Below are 23,680 nucleotides of genomic sequence, written 5' to 3'. Positions count from 1 at the left end.
CCGATCCGGGACACCCGCCGCGACCTGTCGTCCCGCCCACAGGCCGGCCGCCCACCCCGGTCCCTGCCTCATGTACTCCCCCACGACTGAGTACGTGCGCTCTGTGCGGTGCGGGCGCCGGTCGCGAAGGTGGGGGCATGGACAAAGGACAGCAGAGACCCGTTTCCCGCCTTCTGTCGATGCTCGTGCCGGCTGCGGTGGCGTCGGCGGCCTGGGCGGCCTGGCTGGGCTGGGACCAGCATCGGGATGTGCACCCCGACGGTTCGACGACCGGCCCGTACGAGGCGTGGCAGGTGATCGGACTGGTGCTGACCCTGCTGGCGCCGGTGTGCTGGGCGGCGTCCCGGCGCCGTGTCGCGGGGGCCGTGTTCGGCACCAGCGCCGGCCTCACCGCGGCCGCCTTCTACGACTGGTCGGACGACGCCAGCGGGCTTTTCGCGGTCGGTGCCGGACTGGTCATGCTGGGTAGCCTCGCCGCGACCTCCGTCGTCTCCGCCGTCACCACGGCGGCGGGACGGGGCGGCGGCCGGACCGCGGCTTGACGGCTTGCCGAGCGGGGCGCGGTCGCCTTCCGCCGTGGTGCCGTCATGCGGACACCGGCAGCCTGCCTCGGCCGACGGCGTCGAGCAGCAGCTTCGCGGCCGCTGCCGCCCCGTCGGTGCGGATCATGCCGGCCACGGCCCTCGCTCGTGCGCGGGTCTCGGGATCCAGCGCCGTTCTGAGCGCGGCCGACAGGGACTCCGCGGGCCCAGGGTCGGTCCGACGCCAGCCACGGCCGGTCGGTGAAGATGAAGTCGTACACGTCGTCCACCGGGGGCAGACCGACCGAGGCCCGGTGGGCGTTGAGCGCCTCGCCGTGCAGCGCGTCGAAGGTCCGGGCGTTCAGGTCCCACAGCACCCGGTTGTCCGTCACGTCCGGGGGGAACGACCGGCCCGGCAGCAGCGCGGGGGGGCGCCTGGTGCGGCGACCGCAGCAGGAACGGGCAGAAGGTCGCGTAGACATAAGGGGTGCCGAGCTTCTCGGCCACCGACCGCGAGGCGAAGTGCGCGAGCCCGGTCGCCAGCAGGACGTCGTACCCCTCGGCCGCCGCGGCGACGGTGTCGAACTGCGCGGCCAGCTCGCTCACCCGCCGGGAGGCCGCCGATTCCGTCGACGGCGGGGCCATCGTCCCCATCGGCAGGCCGACCGGCACCGCCTCCACACCGACACGGTCCAGCAGTAGGGCGAAGGTCTCGTCCGGCGGCGCGCACACCCGCACCTCCGCGCCGAGCGCCCGCGACCGCACCGCGAGTCCCACGATCGGTTCGACGTCCCCACGCGACCCGTACGTCGACAACAGCACACGCACTTGGCAACTCCCCCTGTCCGCCGGTACTGGCCTCGGCCGGGCATTCTGCGGCACGCCCCGGGCCTTGCCGCAAGCCCCCCGTTGCGCTGTCCGTTGAGCACGGCGAGGGAGGAACGGCCCCCTTGCCTTTGTCATGCCGCGTCCGCAGTGAGCGGACGGCCGCCTCGTGCGACGGCGGCGCGCCGCGAGACCGCCCCGGGCGCCCGGTCAGGTCGTGGAGCCGGGGCCGGGCGGGATGTGAACGGTCATGATCAGGTGACAGGTTCCGGTGCCCGCGCCGCGGTAGGTGTGGGGGGTGTCGCCGTCGAAGGCAGCGGTCTGCCCGGCTTCGACGCCATGCTCGGTGCCGTCGACGATCAGGGTCATCCGGCCGTACGTGACGCTGACGGTCTCCACCACGCCGCTCTGGTGAGGGTGGCTGGGGTATTCCTCGCCCGGTTCCAGTCTCCAGCGCCAGACCTCGACCGGGGCCGGCCCCGAGGTGGTCAGCATGAGCCGGGCCTCGCTGCCCCCCTCCCCGGTCCACAGAGGCGTGACGGCGTCGGCGGACACCACTCGGACGCGGCCTTCGGCCGGGCCTTCCATCAGGGCGGACACCGAGATGCCGAGGGTGTCGGCGAGGCGGATCAGGGTGGCGAAATTCGGGTTGCCCTGGGCTTTCTCCAGCCCGACGAGGGCGCCCTTGCTGACCTTGGCGCGTCGGCCCAGCTCGTCCAGGGACAGGCCGGCGCGCGTACGTGCGGCTCTGACGTTGTGCGCGAGCGTGCGCAGGGCCGCCTCTGCCTCGGTCACCTGATCACCGTCCTGACCTGGGGAGCACTGGAATGATCCGCCCGGTCGTTCGATTGACGGCAAGCGGTCGTTTCATTGTACGGTCAAGTCATTCCGTTGTGAAAGCGAGAACCGCATGTTCATCCAGCCCTGGGACGCCGCCCTGGACGACGCCGAATGGCAGACCTGGATCGCCGACGGCCACGACTTCGGACAGCTCGGCGTCAACGGCCTGCCCGGCCGGCCGCCCACCGTCGTCCCCACCCACTTCATCACCGACGCCGGCCACCTGCTGATCCACCTCGCCCGGCCCAACCCGGTCTGGACGGCCATCGAGCACGACCCGAACGTCACCTTCACCGTCATCGGCGACTACGCCTTCGTCCCCGGCCCCTGGCGCGTCAAGCCCGACGTCCCGCCCATCGAGGGCGTCCCCACCAGTTACTACGCGGCCGTCCAGTTCACCTGCCGCGCACACGTCATCGACGACCCCGAGGCCAAGGCCGAACTCCTGCGCCGCCAGATGGCGCACTTCCAGCCCGACGGCGACCACTCCCCCATCGAGGTCGGCCAGCCCCCGTACGGGCGGATGCTGGCCGGCATCCGCGGCCTGCGCCTGGACGTCATCGAGGTGAGGGCCAAGTTCAAGTACGACGACCACAAACCCGTCGAGCACCGCACTACCGTCGCCGACCACCTCACCGGACGGGGCCAGGGTCTCGACCTGCCCACCGCACGCCAGCAACTGCGCCGCCTGGACCGCATCGGCCCCTGGAAGCCCTGAACCACCGTCGCCGGACGCTCACGAGACAGGACCCCGTTCCATGACCGCCTGAACCCGTCCCGCACCCCGCGCCCGGCGGGCGGGCGGCGCCCACGCGCTCCCGCTGCGACCCGCGGTGCGCCGGCCGAAGCGGTCCGGCGGTGTCAGTCCGTCGCCGGCTCGCCGTCCTCGTCCGAGGCGACGACATGGACCGACGGGCCGTCCCCGTAGCGCCGACGAGCCGTTCGCCTTCGTCACCGCCTCGTGCGGGCGGCGCACCGCGATCACGGCGCGGCCTGTGTCCCGGGTCCGGAGGTGCGGGGTGTGCCGTTGCGCAGCGTGGAACGGGTCTGGAGCGCGGCGAGCGCGGCCCGCGTGGTGACGCCGGTCTTGCGGTAGATGCGGCTGAGGTGGGACTCGACCGTGCGGGGGCTGAGGAAGAGCCGGGCCGCTATGGCGGGGGTGGTCAGGCCGGCGGCGACCAGTGCGGCGATCTCCCGTTCGCGCGGGGTGAGCGACGCGGGAACCAGGTCAGGCACCGGATCAGGGACCGGGTCAGGGAACGGATCGGGGAGCGGGTCAGGGACCGGACCGGGGAGCGGGTCAGGGACCGGACCGGGTGTGCCGGTGCTCGCGGTGGGCCCTGACACCATGGGGCGGATCATGTCCGCCAGTCCGGTCAGCTGGTGGGCTCCCCCGGCCGCGGCGAGGTGCCGGGCGCGGTCGCACAGGGCCAGGGCGCGCTGCGGGTGCCCCGCGGAGGCGGCCGGGGTCGCGCCGAACAGCAGGCTGACCGCCTCCCACAGGACCGCTCCGGCGCCCCCCGCCGCCTCCGCGGCCTCCTCGAACAGCGTGGCGGCCGCTGCCGTGTCGCCGTCGGCGAGCAGGAGCTGGGCGGCGCTGCGCAGCGCCGAGGCCCGCTGTGAGGGAAGCCCCAGCTGTTCCGCCTCCTTGCGGGCCCGCTCCGCCCAGGTCCGGGCGGAGTCGGAGTCGCCGGTGACGAGGGCGGAGGTGACCAGCACCTCCAGGATGAGCGGCCGCATGGACGGGTGGAGGCGGCGGAGGTCGTCGCCTCCCGCGCGCAGGACGGCGGTACGGGCGCGCCGCGCGTCCCCGCCGAGCAGCGCGGCCTGGCCGAGCACGCACCAGGCGATCGACGCCCACCAGTTCATGCCGGTACCGGCCGAGGCGACGGCCTCCTCGGCCACCGCGAGGGCGGTCCGGTCGCCGGGCGGCAGGGCGTAGAGCAGGGCGTGCGCCTTGTTGGCGAGGACGAAGGCGAGCAGTTCACCGCTTCCGATGCCGCGGGCGATGGTCTCGGCCTCGTCGGCGAGCTCCAGGGCCGATGCGATCCGCAGGGTCGTCAGGTGGAGGTGCGCCTTGCAGAGCAGCAGGTGCGGGACGACGTAGAGGCGGCCGCCGCGCCGGGCGACGGCCAGGCCGCGGTCGGCGTGCCGTTCGGCGTCGGCGTAGCGCTCGAGGAACGCCTCCGCCCAGCTGAGGCGAGCCAGCGGCTCGCACAGACCCGCGAGGTCGTGGTCGGTCAGGGCGTCGACGAGCGCGGCCGCGCGGCCGGTGGTCTCCCGGGCGGCCGGCATCTCGCCCTCGTACGTCTCGCCCAGGGCGGCGATGGCGAGCACGGCCGCCTCGGCGACCTCGTCGCCCAGGTTCCGGGCCAGGTCCAGCGTGCGGGCCAGGTCGGCACGCACCTGCGGGTACGCGGTGGCGAGCGGCGCGGACGAGCCGAGTTCCAGGCCGAACGCGACGGCGTCGGCGGGCGACGGGCCGGGGGTGCGGGAGAGCTCACGGCGCAGCAGCGCGACCGACTCGGGGTAGCGGCCGCGGTGACGCTCCATCACCGCGCACAGCGTCACGGCCGAGGCCCGCACCGCCGCCGTGTCCGGCTCGCCCGGCGGTGACATGGCGATGACCTCGTGCAGGAGGTCCCGGCTCTCCCCCAGGCCGCCCGACACGCCCAGGGCCTGGGCCCGTCGCAGCATCAGGTCGCGGCGCAGGGCGAGGTGGCGCGGCTGGTCCGGCAGGTGCGCGAGGGCGACGCCCAGCCAGTGGGCGCTGCTCGCGGGTGCGGTGGCGACGGAGCGTTCGGCGGCCTCGGACAGGACGGCGAGGGCCTGCGGGTCCCACCCGGTGAGCGACCGCTCGACGTGGTGGGCGCGTTCGGTGACGGGCGCGCCGGTCTCGGCCAGGGCTTCCGCGGCGAGGCGGTGCATCCGGGCGCGGGTGGGGGGATCGGTGCTCTCGTGCACCAGCGTCCGCAGGACCGGATGGCGCAGGGTCCACCGTCCGCCGGGTCCCGCGCGGACCAGGTCGCGGGCGGCCAGGGCCGCCAGGTCCGCGTCGACACCGGGCTCGTCGCGGCCGGTCACCCGGGCCAGCAGAGCGGGGGTGCCGCGGTCGCCGAGCACGGCCACCGCCTCGGCGGTCCGGCGCTGAGCGGGGGGCAGCGGGGTCAGTTCGTCCAGGAGGACGGCGCCGAGACCGGCGGAGCGGGCCGGTGGGGGTGTGTCAGGGGTGAGGGGCCGGCCGGTGTCCCCGGCGCCTTCGGTCTGCCCGGCCTGGAGGAGGGCGAGGAAGTACAGCGGATTGCCGTCGCTGGCCGCGTACAGCTCGTGGGCCCGGCCGGACGGCAGGCCGGGGGCCAGGGTCGGTGCCAGGACGTCGACGCAGGCGGCCCCGTCGAGCGGGCCGAGGTCGAGGCGGACCACCGTGCCCAGGTCGATGCCCCGGGTCAGGGCGGCGGCGAGGGAGGCGGAGGTCTGGCGGTCGCGCCGGGCCACGACGATCACGACCGGTGCGTGCGGGGGATGGCGTACGAGGTGGTCGAGGAGTTCCAGCGACGCCGGGTCGGCCCAGTGCAGGTCGTCCAGCGCCACGACGAGACCGGATGCGGCGGCCCGCTCGAGCAGTCGGGCGACCGACCGGTGCAGCCCGAACCGGTCGCCACGGCGCCCCTGCCCGGCGGCCGGGTCCGTCAGCTCCGGGCCGTGATCGGCGAGAGCGTCGCTGAACGGCCGGTAGGGAAGGTGCCGTTCGTACTCGGCGGCCCGGCCGCGCAGCACGCGCATCCCCCGGCGCTCCGCGCGTCGGCAGAACTCCGCCAGCAGCCGGCTCTTGCCGATGCCCGCCGCTCCGGCGATGTCGACGACGGCCGGCCCGCCGGCTCCGTCGAGTCCGCGGTCGAGCACCTGGTCCCAGCGTTCCAGCTCTGCTCCACGGCCCACCAGCGGCGTCGCGTGCACGCCCGTCTCCCCTCGGCACGAGGGCCGTTGGGGACGGCCACTGTGACGATCTTACGTAACCGATTGGGTGAGTTCACGGATGTCTCCCGGCTCCGGTCTCGGCCAGGGTGACCGGGCGGAGTCGGGCCGCGCGAGGAGGGACGATCCCGTCGGCACGACGGACAACAGGCCCCCTATGGCGGTCACTTGGAGCCGTTGGCCCCGAAGGCCCCCGGGAGGTGGCCGGTTACCACCTGCTCGCCCGGATCGGCGAGGGCGGCACGGGTGTCGAGCGGCACACGAGACCGAGGCCGGCGGCGAAGGTCCGCAGGAGGTGCCGGACCACGACGGTGTGGTGCTCGACGGCAAGGGGCCGCTGGACATCGTCCGCGGGGGGCTCGGCGGCCGGCCAGGACGGACCGCCGGTCCTCGCGGCGGGGCGGGAACGAGACAGGGAGGGGCAGCGCATGGCGCAAGCACGGTCCCGGCTCTCGGATGCGCGCGTGCGGTGGCACGACACGCGGTGGCGCGTCCGGAGCCGTCTGACGCGGGATCCGGCCGTCCGCAACCGCGTGGAGTGGGCCTCCAGGGCCCTGTGGCTGACGGTGGTGACCGCGGTGTTCGTGGCGGCGGTCGCGGGAATCTCCGTGGCCGCTCCCTGGCTGTACGACCTGAGCCGGACCGCCCGCGTCCTGCTGTGCCTGCTGTGGCTGTGCTGCTGGGTTCTCGCCACCGTGGCGGGCCTGCTCTGGCTGTCGCTCACCCTGACCCTCCTCCAGAGCCCGAAGGCCCTCGGGTACGCCCTCTTCTCGGTGCTGTTCGCCACGCTGCTCTGCTTCATGGCGACGGCACCGGGCACCGGCCTGCGGTTCGTCGGCCGGACGGCGCACTGCGACGTGCTGTCCGTACGGAACGACAGGGGCGACGGACGCTGGCACTACCGGCTGCGCTGCCCGGACGACGCCGATGTACGGGTCACCCTCGACAGCCGTGACGACGCCGCCGTGGCGGAAGGGGTGCGCTACTCGTCGGACGACGCGATCCCCGTGGCCGACCTCGACCGGGGCGGGCCTCTGTGGACATGGCGCACGGGTCTGACGGCGGCGGGAATGGTCGGCGTGTCGCTGATCGCCGCCCTCGTCGCGGGTGCCGTGCGGGTGGTGCGTGCCGCGGAGGGTCCGAGGGACGACTGACGGGCGCCGGCCGGATCGTGTACGCGGGCGGCGGCACGGTGGAGGTGGTCGCCGTGCCGCCGGCCGTCGCTGCCACCGGGCGCGTGCGTCATCTGGGCGACGCGTCCGGTGGCGGCGGAAGTGGGGGTTCAGGTGAAGTTCACGTCACTGCACAGGAAGTAGGTCTGGTCCATGTGCGACGCCTGCCAGATCGTGTAGACGACGTGCCGGCCGCTCAGGCCCGACGTGCTCACGTCGATCAGGTAGTTCTGGCTGGGCGCGTAGCTGCCGGTGCGGGCGACCAGTTGCAGGTCGCTCCATTGCAGCGGCTGGGTGGTGGGGTCGAAGCCCTGCCGGGTGACGTACACCAGGAAGTAGTCCGCGCCATGGCTGGCCTGGTCGTACAGCTGGACGGTGAAGTCGCTCGACAGGTCGGTGGTCTTCCACGGACCCACGGCGTCCAGGGAGTTGTAGCGGCCGCCCTCGGTCTGGCCGCCGCTGCACAGCTGGCCGTCGGGGACGACCGCCTGGAAGTCGCCCGCGGAGCCGTTGCGGTACAGGCCGTTCCAGTTCCACATGGCGTTGGGGTCGTCCTGCCACGCCTGCCAGCACATGGGGTCTTCCTGTGCCATGGCCGGGTTCTGGAAGTCGCTGCCCCAGCGCAGCCAGCAGCCGTAGTTGCGGGACGCCGGGTCGACGACCGAGCCGTGGGCCGCCGCGGTGCCGCCCCCGGGGACGAGGCTGATCAGCAGTGCGGCGAGCACGCACAGCAGAAGGGCCGGACGGAACCGGATCCAGCGCGTGTCAAGATCATGACAACTCATACAGCGCATCGCAGTCTCCCTCTTCGGTGTGGGGGTGTGGGAGCTGCGGGTGTGGAGGGTGCGGCCATGGGGGGACACGGTGGGGTACGACCGCCTGGGAGCGCTCCCACATCGCACAGGGTGCACGCCGCCCACCATGGTCACAACGTCGAATTCGAGCCACTCTCGTCCCCGACCGGCACCGGCCGCTCCGATGCCCGTACCAGCCCCCTCGGCACCCGTCGAGGCCGTCGCCGCCGTTCGCGCCGGCACAGGCGGCGCGGCTCACCCCGCACGAAACCCCCGGGTGACGAACCCGGGGGTTTCCGCCGCCGTCTCACGCATGCGGATGGAGAACGACCTTGGTGTAGCCCTCGATCCGCTTGTCGAACTTCTCGTACGCCGTCGGGGCCTGGTCGAGGGGCAGCTCGTGGGACACCACGAAGCTGGGCTGAGCCCGACCCTCGACGATCAGATCACGCAGCTGACGGTTGTACCGCTTGACGTTGCACTGACCGGTGCCCATGCGCAGCCCCTTCTCGAAGAGGCGTCCGATGGCGACCATCAGCATGCCCTGCTTGGCCTGCTCGTCCGGTCCGCCCGGGTCGCGCGGAACGTACAGACCGGGCACACCCAGGGCACCCGTCGGCCTGACCGTCTCCACCAGCGAGTTCAGCACGGTCGCCGGCTCCTCACGGTCCTCACCGCGCGCCTGGGCCTGGTAGCCGACGGCGTCGATGCCCTTGTCCGTGCCCTGCCCCGCGGTCTCCTCCCGGATCTGCTCCACCGGGTTGCCCTGGGTGAAGTCGACCGGTATGGCACCGATCTCCTCGGCCTTCTGCAACCGCTCGGTCACCCGGTCGACCACGAACACCTTGCTCGCCCCGCGCAGGATCGCCGAGTAGGCGGCCATCAGCCCGACCGGACCACCGCCGTAGACGGCGACGCTCTCGCCGGGGCGCACGTCGGCCAGTTCGTTGCCGTGGTAGCCGGTGGGGAAGATGTCGGCGAGCAGGACGAAGTCGGTCTCCTTCTCGGTGCCCTCGGGGAGCTTCAGACAGTTGAAGTCGGCATAGGGCACGCGCACGTACTCCGCCTGGCCTCCCACATAGGGCCCCATCGCCACGTAGCCGTAGGCACCGCCGGCGAAGCCGGGGTTCACGGTCAGGCAGAAGCCGGTGAAACCCGCCGTGCAGTTCTTGCAGAAACCACAGGCCACGTTGAAGGGCATGACGACCCGGTCCCCACGGCTGAGCGTCGTCACCCCGTCACCGGTCTGCTCGATGACCCCCAGATTCTCGTGACCGAAGACGATTCCCGGCTCGGCAGCGGTGCGGCCCTCGTACATGTGCAGGTCGGAACCGCAGATGGCGGTCGACGTGACGCGCACGATCACATCGTTCGGGTGCTGGATCCGGGGATCTTCCACTTGCTCGACCGCCACCTCGAACGGTCCCTTGTACACGACAGCCCTCATCGTCGAGCACCTCCACTAGGCGTGCTTGCTCGATCACACACGGAAACACCGATTGCGGAGAACTTGGGCGCCAGTCGAGGAGAGGGGCCTCGATTCAGGCAGCTCGACCGGGTTTCTGTGTATTACCTCACTGTCCAGACTGGTGCACGATGAGATGATTTGCATCCAGGGGCCGCGAAGTCCCGCTCTGTACCCTTTGGAAGGATCAAGAACCTTGAAGCGACGTCTCGGCGTGTTGCTCGTTCCGGTGTCCGGGCTGTCGGGCACCAGTTATCCGGTGGGGACCGAGGTGGCCATACGGGGCACCGGCGGCTCCGTCGACGGCTTCGTCGACGGGGACTGGCTGCCGCTCGCCTGGTGGGAGTTCGCCGACCGCCAGCCGGACGACACCGCCCGCCCGTGACCCGCGGTCGCCGCGGCCCGCGGTGCGCGGGTGACCGGCGGTGCGCGGGTGGCGGCGATGCGCGGGTGACCCGAGCACACCGGCCCGCCTCGGCAGCGGCACCAGCCGGGTGACCACTGAGACGCACCCCACCTGACCTGCTCCGTCGGCGGCGGGCGCGAGGAGCCGGCGTCCCGCTCGGCGCCTCGGTGCGCGGGGCGCGAGCGTGCGCTGCCCTCCCTCGGCGCCGGTTCCGCGCACTGCGCGACGACGGCGACGGAACTTCGACGAGCCCGCAGGAGTTGGCAGGAGGACCGCGGATCATCCGCGGACGACCGGAACGACACGGGGCGAAGCCGAGGTGGCACGGATGGCGATGTGGGATCGGATCAAGGACCAGGCCAAGGGTCTTCAGCAGCAGGCGCAGGGGGCTCGGGGCTCCGGGGGGCACGGACGGCCCGGGGCGGGGTCCGCCGGGGGGTCGAAGGCCCAGCTGGTGAGCGTGCTCAAGTCGCAGCTCAGCTCCCTCAAGACGGAGCTGAAGAGCGGCGCCTACCGTGACGCCAGCATGGCCGTGTGCGCCCTGGTCGCCGCCGCCGACGGGCATGTCGACCCGGCCGAGCGGCAGCATGTGGAGTCGCTGCTGCTGCACAACGATGTCCTGCAGAACTTCCCGCCCGATCAGCTGCGGCAGCGCTTCAACCGCCACGTCGACCGGTTGGCGTTCGACTTCCAGCAGGGCAGGACCGAAGCACTCCAGGAGATCGCCAAGGCGGCGAAGAAGCCGACGGAGGCCAGGGCGGTCGTGCAGACCGGCTTCGTCGTCGCGGGTGCGGACGGATACGTCGCGCCGGCCGAGGAGCAGGTCCTGCGTGAGGTGTGCTCGGTCCTCGGCCTGTCTCCGCAGGAGTTCGGCCTCTGACGCCCTGCACCGCCACGGACGACCGGACGGTGCAGCGGGCCGGGCGGGCCGAGCCGACGGGAACCGCCGCCCGCCGCGGCCGTCGTGCTCACCGACGGCCCGGGAGCATCGCGAACGCCGCGAACTCGCCCTGGCGAGCGAGCGGTTCAGGACCCTCTGGGCCCGCCACGGCGTCGGGGGCTCGACGGCCCAGACCACCCATCCCGATGCACGTCGATCCCGAACGGCTGAACCGGGCAGTCGCCTCGAACCCCGTCCACGGTGACCGGCCACCGAGCCGTGGCCACTCGGGAACGCGGGAGGTCCGTCCTGGTGAGCCGCGCATACTGGGAGAACGGGGCGGGCGCGCAGGTACGGTCGGCGGATTTCCGCGGCACGGTCGCGGCGTGGTGCCTGCCGCCGACGTCACCCGTGCCTCGGCGCAGAACAGGAGCAAGGACGCACCATGGCGAACTCACGGTCCGGGGAGTCGGTCACGGAGCGGATCGTCCGCGTCCTGGAGACGTTCGACACGGACCGCACGGTGCAGACGGCCGCGGAGATCGGCCGGCGCGCCAGGCTGCCGTCGTCCACCGCCCACCGGATGGTGGCCGAGCTCGTGGAGTGCGGGCTGCTGGAACGGGACGAGGAGCAGCGGGTGCACCTGGGCATGCGGCTGTGGGAGCTGGCGCTCCGCGGCTCCCGGGCGCTCCGCCTGCGGCAGGCGGCGCTGCCGTTCATGGAGCGCGTGCAGGCCCGTGTCCGGGAGCACACCCAGCTCGCGGTGCTGGAGAACGACGAAACGCTCTTCATCGAGCGCCTGTCCCATCCGCACGCGGGCGCGAACATCACCCGGATCGCGGGCCGGCTGCCCCTGCACGCCTCGTCGTCGGGGCTGGTCCTGCTCGCCCACGGCCCGCAGGAGCTGCGGGAACGCATCCTCGCCGGGCCACTCGACGCGGTGTCGCCGGAGACCCTGACGGACCCGGCGCGGCTGCACCGCGTCCTCGCCGGCATCCGCCGCGACGGCGTCGTCGTGGCGCCGGGGTCGGTCGAGTCCGTGTCCACGGGCGTCGCCGTACCGGTACGCGAGGGACGCGGGCAGGTGATCGCCGCGCTGTCGGTCGTACTCCCCCGCGACGCGCCGACCGGCCCCGCGGCCGAGGAACTGCGCGCCGCCGCCTCCGGCATATCGGCCGCAATCGGAGCGAACCGCCCCTAGACGTCCGCCGATCGTCTTCTTTCCTGGTCGGGCGGTACATCGCAGAAAACCCGATTCCCGTTCAATGGCAATGACCGTCGTCCACGAGGCCCGACTCGCGTCACACTCCCTGCGTTCCCCGCGCCAGCCGTCGAAGGAGACGACATGCCCGAACGCACCCGCGTCGCCATCATCGGCGCAGGCCCCGCAGGCCTGCTGCTGTCCCACCTGCTCGACCGACACGGCATCGAGTCGGTCGTCCTCGACTCCCGCACCCGCGAGCAGATCGAGACCACCATCCGGGCCGGCATCCTCGAACAGGGCACCGTCGAGATCCTGAACGAGACGGGAGCGTCGGACCGGGTCCTCACGGTCGGACAGAAGCACGAGGGCATCGAGCTGCGCTTCGGCGGCGAGGGCCACCGCATCGACTTCACCGACACCGTCGGCCGGGCGGTGTGGCTGTATCCGCAGCACGAGGTGCTGAAGGACCTCGTCGCCGCGCGCCTCGCCGCCGGCCAGGACATCCGCTTCGGCGTGACCGCCCAGCGCGTGGAGGACGCCGAGACGGACCGCCCCCGGGTCGTCGCCAAGGACGCCGAGGGCAACCCGGTCGAGATCGAGGCCGACGTCGTGGTCGGCGCGGACGGCTCGCGCAGCGTCGCCCGCGAGGCCGTCACCGGTACGTACGGCGGCTACTTCCGGGAGTACCCGTTCGCCTGGTTCGGCATCCTGTGCGAGGCGCCGCCCAGCGCCGAGGAGCTGATCTACAGCAACTCCCCCAACGGGTTCGCGCTCATCAGCCAGCGCAGCCCCGGCGTGCAGCGCATGTACTTCCAGTGCGACCCGGAGACCGACACCGAGGCGTACACCGAGGAGCAGCTGTGGGAGATCCTTCAGTCGCGCGTCCCCGGCACCACCCTCAACGAGGGCCGCATCTTCCAGCGGGACGTGCTGCGCTTCCGCAGCTTCGTCGCCCACGAGATGCGCAAGGGCCGGGTCGTGCTCGTCGGCGACGCGGCGCACACCGTGCCGCCCACCGGCGCCAAGGGCATGAACCTCGCCGTCGCCGACGTCGTCCTGCTCACCGACGCGCTGCGCGCCCTGCTGCTCGACCGGGACGAGACCCTGCTCGACGCCTTCCCGGAGACCGCCCGGCAGCGCATCTGGAAGGCACAGCACTTCTCCTGGTGGATGACGAACATGCTGCACCTCCAGCCCGAGGCGAGCGAGTTCGACCGGATGCGCCAGATCGGCGAACTGCGCACGGTCGTCGAGTCGGACGCCGGCCGCGCCTACCTCGCCGAGGCCTACACCGGCTGGCCGCTCCCGGGCCGCCGCTGATCCTCCGCCTGCCCCCGCGGAGTCCTTCCCGACGCCGTCCACTGCCCCCGGCGCCGGAATGCGGACGACCGGGGGCAGCGGGCCGTCACCAGGTGACCGGCAGCTCGTGCAGGCCGTAGATCACCGCGTCGTACTTGAACTTCACTTCGTGCAGCGGTACCGCCGCGCGGAGTGTGGGGATGCGGCGGAACAGGGTCGGGTAGATCACCTGTAGTTCCAGGCGTGCCAGGGGCTGGCCCAGGCAGTGGTGGGTGCCGCCGCCGAACGCCTGGTGCCGGCGCGCGTTGCGGGTGATGTCGAGCCGGTCCGGGGCGGTGAACACCTTCGGGTCGCGGTTGGCCAGCTCGCCCAGCAGGATGACGCCGTCACCGGCCGGGATGGTGTGCCCGGCGACTTCGATGTCCTCCAGTGCGGTGCGCCGGCGGCCCAGGTGCACGATCGACAGGTACCGCAGGAGCTCCTCCACCGCGTTCACCACGATCTGCGGGTCCTGGGCGTCGCGGATCATCGCCAGTTGCTCAGGGTGCCGCAGGAGGGCCAGGGTGCCCAGGCTGATCATGTTGGCGGTGGTCTCGTGGCCGCCGAGCAGCAGCAGAACGCCCATGGTGGCGGCTTCGCGAGCCGTCAGTTCCCCGGCCCGCACCTGCGCGCCCAGCGTGGAGATCAGGTCGTCGCCCGGATCGGCGATCTTCTGGGAGACCAGGGCGTCCAGATAGTCGGTGAGCGCCGTGTGCGCCGCGCCGCGGTCGGCTCCACTGGCGGTGGCGGAGACCAGTACCTTGCTGTTCGCCTGGAAGAACTCGTGGTCGTCGTAGGGGACTCCGAGCAGCTGGGAGATCACCAGCGACGGCAGGGGCAGGGCCAGCGCCTGGACGAGGTCGGCCGGCCTGGGCCCGTCCAGCATGCGGTCGATGATCTCGTCGGTCATCCGTTGCACCGTGGGGCGCATCGCCTCGACCCGCTTGATGGTGAACGTGCCGCTGATCATGCGGCGCAGCCGGGCGTGCTCGGGGTCGTCCATGCCGACGAAGCTGAGGTCGGTGGCGCCACCGTGGCTGTGCCGGGGGTCGATGGGGCTGGGGAAGTTGGGGGCGGCGAAGTCGACGCTGAGGCGCGGGTCGGTCAGCAGTTCCTTCTGCTCGGCGTGGCCGGTCACGGCCCAGGGTGTCGACCCGCCCCAGGAACGCACCCGCGTGACCGGTCCGCGGTCGGCGAGGGCCCGCAGCTCCGGCGAGGGATCGAAGGGGCACGCGGCGGAGCGTGGCGGGGGGAACTGCGGAACGGTCTCGTCGATGTCGTCTCGCGTCTGGTCGATGTCGTTTCGTGTCTCGTCGATGTCGCTCGGAGAAGTCATCGTTCAACTCCCGGTGTGGGGAAGCGGCGGACTGTGTTCACCGTGCCCGGCGAACCGGACGGCACAGTGGGGGCCGGGCTGCCGGCAGGGTGCGGCTGCTCGTGGTGGCAGCGGGTCGTGCCCGGTGGCGGGTTGCCGACGGTACGCGCCGGGCCGCTGGGATCCCGTCCCTCCGGTTTCACGGGGTGACGGGCTGCTGGGGGCGCGTGTACTGGTCGACGAGAAGCGCGCGCTGGAGGCGCGTCTGCCTGGGCATGTTCCACCCCAGAACGCCTTCCGGGCCTCGGGGGCCGGTGTAGCGGACCACGAAGCGCCCGTCGTGCGGATCGCCCTCGACGATCTCGGCCCGAGCGGCGGCGGAGGCGATGCCGTGGATCTGGAGCTTGGCGTCGAACTGGTCGGTCCAGAAGTAGGGCACGGGCGTGTAGGGCCGGCCGGTGCCGAGGATGTCCGCGGCGACGGCGAGGGCCTGCTCGGCGGCGTTGGTCCTGTTCTCCAGACGCAGGAGACGGCCCAGTCCTTCGTGGTGCCAGCGTGCCACGTCCCCCACCGCCCACACGCCCTCGGCGGCCCGGCAGGAGGCGTCGCAGACGACACCGTCGTCCAGGCGCAGGCCGCTGTTCCTCAGCCAGCCGGTGGCCGGGGTGCAGCCGACCGCGGTGACCACGACGTCCGCGTCCAGGTCCGTGCCGTCGCTGAGCCGTACCCCGGTCACCCGGTCCCCACGGGTGTGCAGGGCGTCCAGCAGCACCCCGCCGCGCACCGCCACGCCGTTGCGTCGGTGCAGGTCGGCGAGGTGCCCGGCGACCAGCGGACCGAGCTGCTCGGTCATCGGGGCCGGCTGGGGGCCGGCGAGGGTCACGTCCAGGCCCGTCCGCCGTGCGGTGGCCGCCGTCTCCGCGCCCAGAACACCGTCGCCGATCACCACGACGCGGCGGGCGGAGAGCAGATCGGCGCGCAGCGCGGTGGCGTCCTCCAGGGTGCGGACCACGTGAGTGCCGCGTATCCCGCGCTGAGCCGGCAGGGTCCGGGCGGTGATGCCGGTCGCGATGACGACCGCGTCCGCAGTGAGGGTGCGCCCGGCCGCGGTGGTGACCTCGCGTCGGCAGGCGTCGAAGCCGGTCGCGGGATCGCCGAGCACCCACTCGGCGTCCAGGGCTGCCAATGCCTCGCTGGAGCGCAGCCGGGCGCGCTGCGGCTCCCAGGCCCCACTCAGCACCTGCTTCGACAACGGGGGCCGGTCGTAGGGAGGTTCACGCTCCGCGCCGAGCAGCGTCAGGGTTCCCGTGTAGCCCTTGCGGCGCAGTGCTTCGGCTGTCGCCAGGCCCGCGACCGAGGCTCCGACGACCAGGATGCTCTTCACCGCGCTCATGCGTTGTCTTCCAGGACGATGCACGCGGCGGGACAGACGGCGGCGGCCTCGCGGGCCTGCTCGTGCCGGTCTTCCGAGGGGGTGGCGTCGAGCAGGACGACGATGCCGTCGTCATCGCGCTGGTCGAAGACCTCCGGTGCGATCAGCACGCACTGGCCGGCGCCGCAGCACTTCTCTTCCTCGACGGTGATCTTCATGGTTTGACCTCGTCTTCCGGTGGTGGGGGGACATCGGGGTGCGGGACGGCCGGGAAGCGACCCCGGGCCCGATGGACGATGCGCCGGGCCGGCCGGCCGGGCTGTGGCGACCGACGGCCGCACCGACGGCCATATCAACGGCCGTATCGACGGCGCAGCGCGGCGTATCGACGGCGTAGCGACGGCGCAGCGAGGGGGTCTCAGCGGTGGTGGGTGACGGGCGCGGTCAGCAGCCCCACCAGCGCGTCCTCCAGGGCGTGGGCGGTGCGCTGCCACGAGGCACCGGGTTCGGCCGTTCCCGCGGCCGCGGCCCGCTCGTGTTCGGCGCACGTGTGGAGGATCAGGTGGCGGGCCATCTCGCCACGCTCACGGCGGACCTCGGCGGGGACGGTCGGCCCCAGGCACCTTCCCAGCTCCCGCAGCGTGTGCCACAGACTCTCCCGGGTGAGGGACTCGTCGGTGACCAGGGCCCGCATCAGGGGATCGGTCAGTACCTGCACGGTGAACCGCGCCTGCCAGGACGGCACCCCGAGCGCGTCCAGGTGCTCGGTCACGGGACGTACCAGGCACCGCACCCAGTCCCTGACGTCGTCGCTCTCGCCGACGGCTTCCACGTGCCGTCGGCGGAGGGCGTCGACCGCCGTTCCGTGCCTGGTCATGATGGTGTGCACCAGCGCCGTCTTGCTGCCGAAGTGGTAACTGACGACGGTGGTGTTGCCCTGCCCGGCCGCTTCGCCGATCTGCCGGTTGGAGACGGTGGACAGGCCGTGCTCGGCGTACAGGCGCTCGGCCGCCGCCATGATCGCCTCTCGTGTCCCGGCTCCGCGTCCGGGCCTGCGTTCCGTCCTGCCGGCGGTGTGGTTCACCGTGTCGTCAGCTCCTCTCGCCGCGGGGTGGCCGCCCCTGCGGTGCGGTACGGGCCGGGTGGTGCCGGGGGTGTCCGGCGTGTGCCGTCTCCTCCGATCGGTCGCCCCCACCCAATCCCAGCCCGCCGGTCTAAATCAACCGCCTGACTTAAACGCGCGGGGAGGTAGGCCGAAAACACTCGCCGGATCGGCGGTCCCGTCGTCCTCCGGATGACGGGACCGTCGCCAGGGGTCAGTCCGCCGGGCGGATGCGCACGGGCAGGGAGGCCCAGGAACGGAGGGTGTTGTTGAGGTGCCGCCCCGGGGCGCCGGCGAGCTCCAGGCAGCGGACGCGGCGGGCGAGCGCGGTCAGCAGTGCCTCGGCCTCCAGACGGGCGACGTGCTGTCCGACGCACTGGTGGATGCCCATGCCGAAGCCGACGTGGCCCGACGGGTCACGGGTGAGGTCGAAGCGGTCGGGGTCGGTCCAGCGTTCCGGGTCGCGGTTGGCCGCGCCGAGGAACATGAGGATCTTGCCGCCCTCGGGTATGCGGATCCCGGCGATGTCGACGTCGGTGGCGGCGGTGCGGAAGAAGGTCTGCACCGGGGACTGCCAGCGCACCGCCTCGTCGAACGCCACGCGGGCCAGGGCCGGGCGCTCGCGCAGCCGCCGCCACTCGCCGGGGTGCGTGGCGAACGCGTACAGGGTGGCGGCCAGACCGTGGACGGTGGTGTCGACGCCGGCGGTGAGCAGGGAGCGCACCACCAGAGGTGCCTGTTCGTGGGTGAGGTCGCCGCGGTCGGCGGCGGCCCAGACGCGGGCGCCGAATCCGTCCTCGCTCAGCGCCTCGCGGGCGCACCGGGCGTTCACCCAGGCCGACAGCTCGGCCACCCGGTGGGTGTCGGCCCGGACGAGGCCGTTGCGCGGCCCGAAGGCGTTGAAGGCCATGTTGCCGTAGGGCAGCAGGTGCTCGCGCCCGTCCGGGCCGAGTCCCACGGCGTCCGGGAAGACCCGTAGGGGGAATGCCTTCGCCAGGGCGTCGAAGGCGTCGAACTCCTGCCCCCGCTCGGCCAGTACGGCGTCGACGAGTTCCTCGGCGACCGTCTGCCAGGTCTCGCGCAGCCGGCGCAGGGCGGGCGGCGAGAGGATCTCGCGCAGCACGCGGCGCGGCGCGTCGTGGTGGGGCGGGTCGCTCTCCAGCAGCAGGCTCGGCGGTCGCCACGGCTTCTCGTGACGGAAGTCGGCCAGGCCCACGCCGTTGCCGGACCGGAAGGTCTGCCAGTCGGCCAGGGCGGCGTGCACCTCCCGGTGGCGTGCGAGGGCGTGGACGTCGTAGCGGGAGAGGCGGACGACGGGGCCTGCCGCGCGCAACTGCCGGTGCAGTGGCTCGGGTGCGGCCAGGTGCTGCGCGGCGAACGGGTCGGCGTCACTGATCGGCGCCGTTGCGGGGACGGCTGCTGTCTCGGTCATGGCGGCTCCACGGAAGCGGCTGGGAGGAACGGGCGGAGGGCTCGGAGGTCCCGGCGGCGTACGGCTCCGGGGGCGGACGGCTCCGGGCGGCGTACGGCTCGGAGTCCGGAACAGCGCACGGGCGGCGTACGGCTCGGGACCGTCGGCATCAGGGCGCTCAGAGGTCCAGGACCAGGCGGTCCGAGCGGGAGCGGGACACGCAGGGCAGCATGCAGTCGCCGGCCGCGCGTTCGTGGTCGGCCAGGACCGCGTCGCGGTGGTCGGGCGTTCCCTCGATCACCGGGACGAGGCAGGTGCCGCAGGTTCCCTGCTCGCAGGAGGACAGCACCTCGGCTCCGGCCCGGCGCACGGCGTGCAGCACGGAGGTGCCGGGGGTGACGGTCACCGTGCGGCCGGTGCGGCGCAGTTCCACCTCGAAGGGCGTCCGGCGCACGGGCGCGGAGCGGTCCGCGGCGGTGAAGCGCTCGGTGCGCAGACGGTGTGGCGGCAGGACGGCGCACGCCTCCTGGACGGCGGCCAGGAGGGGGGCCGGTCCGCAGCAGTACACCGTGGTGCCGGGCGGCGGCTGGCTCAGCCGTGCCGCCAGGTCCAGCAGGCCGCACTCGTCCTGGGGGCTGAGGCGCACGCGGTCGCCGTAGGAGTCCGTGAGGTCGTCGCGGAACGCCATCGAGGCGCGGGTGCGGCCGCCGTACAGGAGCTGCCAGTCGGTGCCCGTCGACGCGGCCTGGTGGATCATCGGCAGCAGCGGGGTGATGCCGATGCCGCCCGCGATGAACAGATAACGGCCGGCCGGCACCAGCGGGAAGTGGTTGCGCACACCGCCGAAACCCACCGGATCTCCCGGCGTCAGCCGGTCGTGGACGTAGGCCGATCCTCCGCGCCCGGCGGGCTCGCGCAGGATCGCGACGCGGTAGGAGTACGGGTCCCACCGGTCGCCGCACAGGGAGTACTGCCGGGTCGTCGCGTCCGGCAGGACCAGGTCGATGTGCGCCCCGGGTGTCCAGTCCGGCAGCCGCACGCCGTCCGGGTGGTCGAGGACGAGGGACACGACGCCGTCGGCGACGACGTCCTTGGAGCGGACCCGCAAGGTCAGGGCGGGGGTGGGCCGGGGAGATGAGGGCAGCAGGTTGTGTACGACCACGTCGTCGCCTCCTGTCTGGGGAATGCAGGAAGGATGCGCGTGGCCGCGGTCGCACCGCGACGGCGTTCTCACTCAGCGAGAGGCGGACTCCGTACGGATGTCACGCTGCCGTCGAGCCGCCGTCACACACCGGGCACGCGTGCGGTGGGCGCCCCCAGCGCACGGGACACGCCTCGGGCGGCCATCCGTACGACGGGGACGACCGCCTGGGCGCCCGCGTCGTTGGGGACGATGACCGACAGGGCCGCCACCACGGTGCCGTCCGCGCCGCGCACCGGGGCGGCCACACCGAGGGCCTCCTCGTGGACGTGCCCGGGGCAGAAGGCGTAACCCCGCTGACGCGCCTCGGCCAGGAGGATACGCAGTCGTGCGGGTGTGGCCGGGGTGTCCGCGGTGTAGGCGGTCAGCGGGCCGGCCAGCACACGTTCCCTGACGTCGGCGGGGCCGTGGGCCAGGAGCACCAGGCCGCTGGACGATGCGTACAGGGGCAGCCGCCCGGCGATGCGGGAGTAATTGACCACCGCGTTCGGGGCCGAGAGGCGTTCGAGGAACAGCACGTCGTCACCTTGGAGGACCCCCAGTTGCACGTGGTGGCCCACCACGTCGTGCACGCCCTCCATGAACGGCATCGCCGCATCGCGCAGCGACAGCGTCGGCGAGGCCCTCATGACGAGTTCCCAGAGCCGGACGCCGATGCGCGCCCGGCGGTCGTCGTCCCGGCTCAGGAAGCCGTGGGCGACCAGTTCGGCCACGAGGCGGGAAGCCGTGGCCACGTGCAGCCCGGTACGGCGCGCGATCTCGGAGACGGTCAGCGCCGGCTCGTCCTGGCTGAACGCCTCCAGGATGCGGGCGGCACGGGAGAGGACCGACTCGTGGTGGGGTGTCTTCATCGGGTGCCGTTCGGGTGATCGAGCGGGCGGGCGCCTTACGCCCGGCCCCAGGATGGCATCACGGCGCCACCGGGAACAGGCCCCGGGCACCTTCCCCGTGGAGGCGGCGTCAGCGCGCGAGGACTGTGTCGAGGCGGGCGAGCAGCGTTTCCAGGCTGGTCAACTGCTCGTCCGCGACGCCCGCCCGCTGGAGTGCCCCGAGCCCGGCCGGGACGCCCGCACGCAGAGGAACCTGTGGGACGAGACGATGGCGCTCCTCACCGCCCACGCGGCCGGCTGAGCCGGCGGCCCCTCACGGGGAGGACGGCGAACGGTCCGCCGGAACCGCGGACCTCGTCGCCACCAGGGGCACCCCCGGCACGTGCCGGGACCGGACGGCCGACTGTCCCGGCACGTGTGGCACCTGGCGGCGCGGGTGGCGAGGGTGATCAGCCGCAGTCGTTGCGGTTGATCTTCAGGGAGCGGGTCTGGTCGTTGAGGTTGTAGCTGCGCAGGTCGTGGATGGAGCCGCCGCTGCGGGTGACGCACACCCAGCGGCCGCTGTGGTTGCGCCCTTCGTAGACGCGGGCGGTGCGGGCGGAGTTGTTGCGGATGGAGCTGCCCCGGTCACGGATCGCGAGCGGGAGGTCTTCGACACTGCCGTCCACGGCCCGCCACACCCAGGGCTGGCCGCCGAAATCGATGTCCGGGTAGATGCACACATAGCCGGACGGGCAGTCGATCGCGGCCCGCACCGGGCCGGCCGCACCGGAAGCGGAGGCGGGAAGAGCCGTGGCGAGGAAGGCCAGGGCGGCGACGGCCCCGGCACGCATCAGGTTTGTGGTCACGGCACCACACATACTGGCCGCTCGGCACTCTCCAGACGGGCTTGCCCGCAGGTTCACCTGTGCGGGGGAGCGTGCTGCCGGCGCGGCAAGCCCCCGGCTCGATCGCGCCGCCCAGGAGCACGAGACCGCGCAGGGCTACCCTCCGCCCCACCGCGGGGCATGACATGGCACAGCGTGGCACCATCTGGCACCACCCGGCGCCATTACGCGCCACCTGCCCCCCCCGGGCCACCAGAGGCGCATGGACACACACGGCGCCGCCATCATCCACGCATGCGACACCGCGTTTCCGCAGGCCAGAACGGCCACACCAGGAACCTCCCCCAACGATGTCCCCTAACGGCTTGCGCATGACGCCATTATGGCGCCATGATGGCGTCATGGACCTCACTCCATATGTCGACACCCTTCGTCGCGAACTCGCGGTGGCCGCCGAAGCCGGCGGCGACGACGCCCGCGAGCTGGCCGAGAGGCTCACGGCTCCCCTGGAGTCGGCGACCCGGCTGACCATGCTCGACGTGCTCTGCGCCGCGATGAACGAGATCACCCGCGAACTCGCGCCCGGCTCGGTCGACGTACGGCTGCGCGGGCTCGACCCCGACTTCGTGGTGACACCGCCGCCCGCCGACGGCGGCGGCCCCGCGGACCCGACGACCGCGCCGGTCGTGCCGTTCAGGACCCCGGCCCCGGCCGACGGCGACGAGGGTGGCACCGCCCGCGTCAACCTGCGCCTGCCGGCCCCCCTCAAGGCCCTCGCCGAGGAGGCCGCGGCCCGCGAGGGCCTGTCGGTCAACGCGTGGCTCGTGCGCGCCGTGTCGGCGGCGGTCGGCGGTGGCACCCGGCCGCGCACGACGGAGAAGACCCGGACCGTCGGACAGAGCTTCACGGGCTGGGTGCGCTAGCCACGCACTCTGACCCTCATCGCCTCACCCACACCACGTCCCCCTGCGGGGACTCCGGAAGACCCGAGAGGACAGGACACCATGCCTTCTTTCGACACTCCCGAACCGATCTCGGCCACGGCGCACGTGGAGGCCGGTTCCATCCAGTTCACCGCGGGCGACCGCCACGACACCGTCGTCGAGGTGCGGCCCCGCGACCCGCAGCGGGACCAGGACGTACGGGCGGCCGACCAGACCGAGGTCACGTACGCGAGCGGCGCACTGACCGTCAGGACGCCCAAGTCCCACCTGTTCGGCCGCACCGGCACCGTCGACGTGACGATCGAACTGCCCACGGGCTCGCACATCGACATGACCGGCGCCTGGGCCCAGGTGCTCGGCGAGGGCCGGCTCGGCGAGGTCCGCGTGAAGACCTCGTCCGGCGACGTCCGCCTCGACACGACCGGCCCGCTGAAGCTGACCGCGTCGCACGGCTCGATCACCGTGGACCGGGTCGAGGGCATGGCCGAGATCACCACCAGCTCCGGCAGCCTGCGCGTCGGCCTCGTCGACGGCCCCGCCGTCCTGAAGAACTCGCACGGCACCACGACCGTCGGCGCCGCGACCGGCGAGCTGCGGGTGCGCGGCGCCAACGGCGACATCGAGGTCCGGCGTGCCGAGGACTCGGTCACCGCCATCACCGCCCACGGCACCCTGCGCGTGGACGAAGTGGCCCGCGGAACCGTCCGGTTGGAGACCTCCTACGGCGCCATCGACATCGGCGTCCGCGAGGGCACGGCCGCCTGGCTCGACGTCCGCTCGGGCTCCGGGCAGGTGCGCAACACGCTCACCGCGTCCGAGACCCCGGAGAAGACCGAGGACACCGTCGAGGTCCGCGCCCTCACCCGGTACGGCAACATCCACGTCCACCGCGCCAAGGCCTGAGCCCGGAACGACCGGCCTCGCCCCCTCACTCCCCCAGCCCCTTCAGCCTTCTGCCCGGGAGGGCCCCATGCCTTCTTCTGTCATGCCCACGCCCAGACGACGTGACGGTCACCCGCCGCCGGCCGCCATCTCCGCCATCGGTCTGCGCAAGTCCTACGGCGACAAGACCGTCCTCGACGGCGTCGACCTGCGCATCCCGGCCGGGTCCGTGTTCGCGCTGCTCGGGGCGAACGGCGCCGGCAAGACCACCGCCGTCAAGATCCTCTCCACCCTCGTCACCGCCGACGCCGGCACGGTGCACGTCGGTGGCCACGACCTCGCCGCCGACCCGCAGGCGGTGCGGGCCGCGATCGGC

Annotated in this window: 23 protein-coding genes; 11 read left to right on the top strand and 12 right to left on the bottom strand. The window is 72.9% G+C overall.

The annotated features are described in order from the left end of the window. The first annotated feature begins 137 nt into the window (after positions 1–137). Positions 138–542 (top strand): hypothetical protein, encoded by a 405-nt coding sequence (locus tag ACZ3KJ_RS24200; RefSeq protein ID WP_467529953.1) that lies wholly within the window; start codon positions 138–140, stop codon positions 540–542. Positions 543–1,556: 1,014 nt separating this feature from the next. Here ACZ3KJ_RS24200 and ACZ3KJ_RS24195 read toward each other — a convergent pair. Continuing rightward, positions 1,557–2,141, bottom strand: a complete 585-nt coding sequence (locus ACZ3KJ_RS24195) for a helix-turn-helix domain-containing protein (protein ID WP_467529951.1) — start codon at positions 2,139–2,141, stop codon at positions 1,557–1,559. A 115-nt stretch (positions 2,142–2,256) separates the two neighbouring features. Here ACZ3KJ_RS24195 and ACZ3KJ_RS24190 point away from each other — a divergent pair, with 115 nt between their 5' ends. Beyond that, positions 2,257–2,904 (top strand): FMN-binding negative transcriptional regulator, encoded by a 648-nt coding sequence (locus ACZ3KJ_RS24190; protein WP_467529949.1) that lies wholly within the window; start codon positions 2,257–2,259, stop codon positions 2,902–2,904. Positions 2,905–3,167: 263 nt separating this feature from the next. Here ACZ3KJ_RS24190 and ACZ3KJ_RS24185 read toward each other — a convergent pair whose 3' ends face one another. Further along, positions 3,168–6,143, bottom strand: coding sequence for a helix-turn-helix transcriptional regulator (locus ACZ3KJ_RS24185; protein ID WP_467529947.1), 2,976 nt, complete (start codon positions 6,141–6,143; stop codon positions 3,168–3,170). A 446-nt stretch (positions 6,144–6,589) separates the two neighbouring features. On the opposite strand from ACZ3KJ_RS24185, the gene ACZ3KJ_RS24180 reads away from it, so the two are divergent. After that, positions 6,590–7,315, top strand: a complete 726-nt coding sequence (locus tag ACZ3KJ_RS24180) for a hypothetical protein (RefSeq protein WP_467529945.1) — start codon at positions 6,590–6,592, stop codon at positions 7,313–7,315. 128 nt (positions 7,316–7,443) lie between these two features. Here the strand turns inward: ACZ3KJ_RS24180 and ACZ3KJ_RS24175 are convergent, their stop codons facing one another. Both ACZ3KJ_RS24175 and ACZ3KJ_RS24170 read right to left on the bottom strand, forming a co-directional pair. Next, on the bottom strand, positions 7,444–8,118 hold the full coding sequence (locus ACZ3KJ_RS24175; protein ID WP_467530299.1) for a lytic polysaccharide monooxygenase auxiliary activity family 9 protein: 675 nt from the start codon (positions 8,116–8,118) through the stop codon (positions 7,444–7,446). A gap of 316 nt (positions 8,119–8,434) precedes the next feature. Beyond that, positions 8,435–9,574, bottom strand: coding sequence for a glutathione-independent formaldehyde dehydrogenase (locus tag ACZ3KJ_RS24170; protein ID WP_467529943.1), 1,140 nt, complete (start codon positions 9,572–9,574; stop codon positions 8,435–8,437). 214 nt (positions 9,575–9,788) lie between these two features. Between ACZ3KJ_RS24170 and ACZ3KJ_RS24165 the strand changes: the two genes are divergently transcribed. From ACZ3KJ_RS24165 to ACZ3KJ_RS24150, 4 genes are all read left to right on the top strand, one after another. Then, positions 9,789–9,977 (top strand): hypothetical protein, encoded by a 189-nt coding sequence (locus ACZ3KJ_RS24165; RefSeq protein WP_467529941.1) that lies wholly within the window; start codon positions 9,789–9,791, stop codon positions 9,975–9,977. A 349-nt stretch (positions 9,978–10,326) separates the two neighbouring features. Then, entirely contained in the window at positions 10,327–10,878 is a 552-nt protein-coding gene (locus ACZ3KJ_RS24160) for a tellurite resistance TerB family protein (protein ID WP_467529939.1), read from the top strand. A 445-nt stretch (positions 10,879–11,323) separates the two neighbouring features. Then, positions 11,324–12,079 (top strand): IclR family transcriptional regulator, encoded by a 756-nt coding sequence (locus ACZ3KJ_RS24155; RefSeq protein WP_467529937.1) that lies wholly within the window; start codon positions 11,324–11,326, stop codon positions 12,077–12,079. A 144-nt stretch (positions 12,080–12,223) separates the two neighbouring features. Beyond that, entirely contained in the window at positions 12,224–13,402 is a 1,179-nt protein-coding gene (locus tag ACZ3KJ_RS24150) for a 4-hydroxybenzoate 3-monooxygenase (RefSeq protein WP_467529935.1), read from the top strand. Positions 13,403–13,487: 85 nt separating this feature from the next. Here ACZ3KJ_RS24150 and ACZ3KJ_RS24145 read toward each other — a convergent pair whose 3' ends face one another. The 7 genes from ACZ3KJ_RS24145 to ACZ3KJ_RS24115 all read right to left on the bottom strand — a co-directional run bounded on the left by ACZ3KJ_RS24145 (position 13,488) and on the right by ACZ3KJ_RS24115 (position 20,672). Continuing rightward, on the bottom strand, positions 13,488–14,756 hold the full coding sequence (locus tag ACZ3KJ_RS24145; RefSeq protein WP_467529933.1) for a cytochrome P450: 1,269 nt from the start codon (positions 14,754–14,756) through the stop codon (positions 13,488–13,490). Positions 14,757–14,934: 178 nt separating this feature from the next. After that, complete coding sequence (locus ACZ3KJ_RS24140; protein ID WP_467529931.1) at positions 14,935–16,128, bottom strand: NAD(P)/FAD-dependent oxidoreductase; 1,194 nt, start codon at positions 16,126–16,128, stop codon at positions 14,935–14,937. Then, positions 16,125–16,325, bottom strand: a complete 201-nt coding sequence (locus ACZ3KJ_RS24135; protein WP_467529930.1) for a ferredoxin — start codon at positions 16,323–16,325, stop codon at positions 16,125–16,127. The genes ACZ3KJ_RS24140 and ACZ3KJ_RS24135 overlap by 4 nt, the downstream gene beginning before the upstream one ends. Before the next feature lie 200 nt (positions 16,326–16,525). Beyond that, the gene (locus ACZ3KJ_RS24130) at positions 16,526–17,125 is read right to left on the bottom strand and encodes a TetR/AcrR family transcriptional regulator (RefSeq protein ID WP_467530298.1); all 600 of its coding nucleotides are present in this window, start codon (positions 17,123–17,125) and stop codon (positions 16,526–16,528) included. A 298-nt stretch (positions 17,126–17,423) separates the two neighbouring features. Next, the gene (locus tag ACZ3KJ_RS24125; RefSeq protein WP_467529928.1) at positions 17,424–18,641 is read right to left on the bottom strand and encodes a cytochrome P450; all 1,218 of its coding nucleotides are present in this window, start codon (positions 18,639–18,641) and stop codon (positions 17,424–17,426) included. Between the two features lie 157 nt (positions 18,642–18,798). Further along, complete coding sequence (locus ACZ3KJ_RS24120; protein WP_467529926.1) at positions 18,799–19,782, bottom strand: PDR/VanB family oxidoreductase; 984 nt, start codon at positions 19,780–19,782, stop codon at positions 18,799–18,801. 122 nt (positions 19,783–19,904) lie between these two features. Continuing rightward, entirely contained in the window at positions 19,905–20,672 is a 768-nt protein-coding gene (locus ACZ3KJ_RS24115; protein ID WP_467529924.1) for an IclR family transcriptional regulator, read from the bottom strand. A gap of 52 nt (positions 20,673–20,724) precedes the next feature. Between ACZ3KJ_RS24115 and ACZ3KJ_RS24110 the strand changes: the two genes are divergently transcribed. After that, a complete protein-coding gene (locus ACZ3KJ_RS24110; protein WP_467529922.1) occupies positions 20,725–20,952 on the top strand; it encodes a hypothetical protein in 228 nt (75 codons plus the stop codon). A gap of 148 nt (positions 20,953–21,100) precedes the next feature. Here ACZ3KJ_RS24110 and ACZ3KJ_RS24105 read toward each other — a convergent pair whose 3' ends face one another. Further along, a complete protein-coding gene (locus tag ACZ3KJ_RS24105) occupies positions 21,101–21,499 on the bottom strand; it encodes a peptidase inhibitor family I36 protein (RefSeq protein WP_467529920.1) in 399 nt (132 codons plus the stop codon). A gap of 380 nt (positions 21,500–21,879) precedes the next feature. On the opposite strand from ACZ3KJ_RS24105, the gene ACZ3KJ_RS24100 reads away from it, so the two are divergent. The 3 genes from ACZ3KJ_RS24100 to ACZ3KJ_RS24090 form a co-directional block, all read left to right on the top strand. Beyond that, on the top strand, positions 21,880–22,401 hold the full coding sequence (locus tag ACZ3KJ_RS24100) for a hypothetical protein (RefSeq protein ID WP_467529918.1): 522 nt from the start codon (positions 21,880–21,882) through the stop codon (positions 22,399–22,401). A gap of 81 nt (positions 22,402–22,482) precedes the next feature. Then, positions 22,483–23,325 (top strand): DUF4097 family beta strand repeat-containing protein, encoded by an 843-nt coding sequence (locus tag ACZ3KJ_RS24095; RefSeq protein ID WP_467529917.1) that lies wholly within the window; start codon positions 22,483–22,485, stop codon positions 23,323–23,325. An 82-nt stretch (positions 23,326–23,407) separates the two neighbouring features. After that, a partial coding sequence (locus ACZ3KJ_RS24090; RefSeq protein ID WP_467530296.1) for an ATP-binding cassette domain-containing protein occupies positions 23,408–23,680 on the top strand: 273 nt, incomplete at its 3' end.

This window comes from Streptomyces sp. NPDC003248, from assembly GCF_055563235.1.
Note: the sequence above shows the minus strand (reverse complement) of the source record. Positions and strands in the feature narration are given on the sequence as shown.

Bases quoted from the DNA above. Each gene is read 5' to 3' on its own strand.
- ACZ3KJ_RS24135 (WP_467529930.1), bottom strand. From the start codon at position 16,325: ATGAAGATCACCGTCGAGGAAGAGAAGTGCTGCGGCGCCGGCCAGTGC.
- ACZ3KJ_RS24175 (WP_467530299.1), bottom strand. From the start codon at position 8,118: ATGAGTTGTCATGATCTTGACACGCGCTGGATCCGGTTCCGTCCGGCC.
- ACZ3KJ_RS24125 (WP_467529928.1), bottom strand. From the start codon at position 18,641: ATGACCGAGACAGCAGCCGTCCCCGCAACGGCGCCGATCAGTGACGCC.
- ACZ3KJ_RS24155 (WP_467529937.1), top strand. From the start codon at position 11,324: ATGGCGAACTCACGGTCCGGGGAGTCGGTCACGGAGCGGATCGTCCGC.
- ACZ3KJ_RS24130 (WP_467530298.1), bottom strand. From the start codon at position 17,125: ATGGCGGCGGCCGAGCGCCTGTACGCCGAGCACGGCCTGTCCACCGTC.
- ACZ3KJ_RS24145 (WP_467529933.1), bottom strand. From the start codon at position 14,756: ATGACTTCTCCGAGCGACATCGACGAGACACGAAACGACATCGACCAG.
- ACZ3KJ_RS24150 (WP_467529935.1), top strand. From the start codon at position 12,224: ATGCCCGAACGCACCCGCGTCGCCATCATCGGCGCAGGCCCCGCAGGC.
- ACZ3KJ_RS24100 (WP_467529918.1), top strand. From the start codon at position 21,880: ATGGACCTCACTCCATATGTCGACACCCTTCGTCGCGAACTCGCGGTG.
- ACZ3KJ_RS24200 (WP_467529953.1), top strand. From the start codon at position 138: ATGGACAAAGGACAGCAGAGACCCGTTTCCCGCCTTCTGTCGATGCTC.
- ACZ3KJ_RS24110 (WP_467529922.1), top strand. From the start codon at position 20,725: ATGGCATCACGGCGCCACCGGGAACAGGCCCCGGGCACCTTCCCCGTG.
- ACZ3KJ_RS24095 (WP_467529917.1), top strand. From the start codon at position 22,483: ATGCCTTCTTTCGACACTCCCGAACCGATCTCGGCCACGGCGCACGTG.
- ACZ3KJ_RS24180 (WP_467529945.1), top strand. From the start codon at position 6,590: ATGGCGCAAGCACGGTCCCGGCTCTCGGATGCGCGCGTGCGGTGGCAC.
- ACZ3KJ_RS24140 (WP_467529931.1), bottom strand. From the start codon at position 16,128: ATGAGCGCGGTGAAGAGCATCCTGGTCGTCGGAGCCTCGGTCGCGGGC.
- ACZ3KJ_RS24115 (WP_467529924.1), bottom strand. From the start codon at position 20,672: ATGAAGACACCCCACCACGAGTCGGTCCTCTCCCGTGCCGCCCGCATC.
- ACZ3KJ_RS24160 (WP_467529939.1), top strand. From the start codon at position 10,327: ATGGCGATGTGGGATCGGATCAAGGACCAGGCCAAGGGTCTTCAGCAG.
- ACZ3KJ_RS24170 (WP_467529943.1), bottom strand. From the start codon at position 9,574: ATGAGGGCTGTCGTGTACAAGGGACCGTTCGAGGTGGCGGTCGAGCAA.
- ACZ3KJ_RS24190 (WP_467529949.1), top strand. From the start codon at position 2,257: ATGTTCATCCAGCCCTGGGACGCCGCCCTGGACGACGCCGAATGGCAG.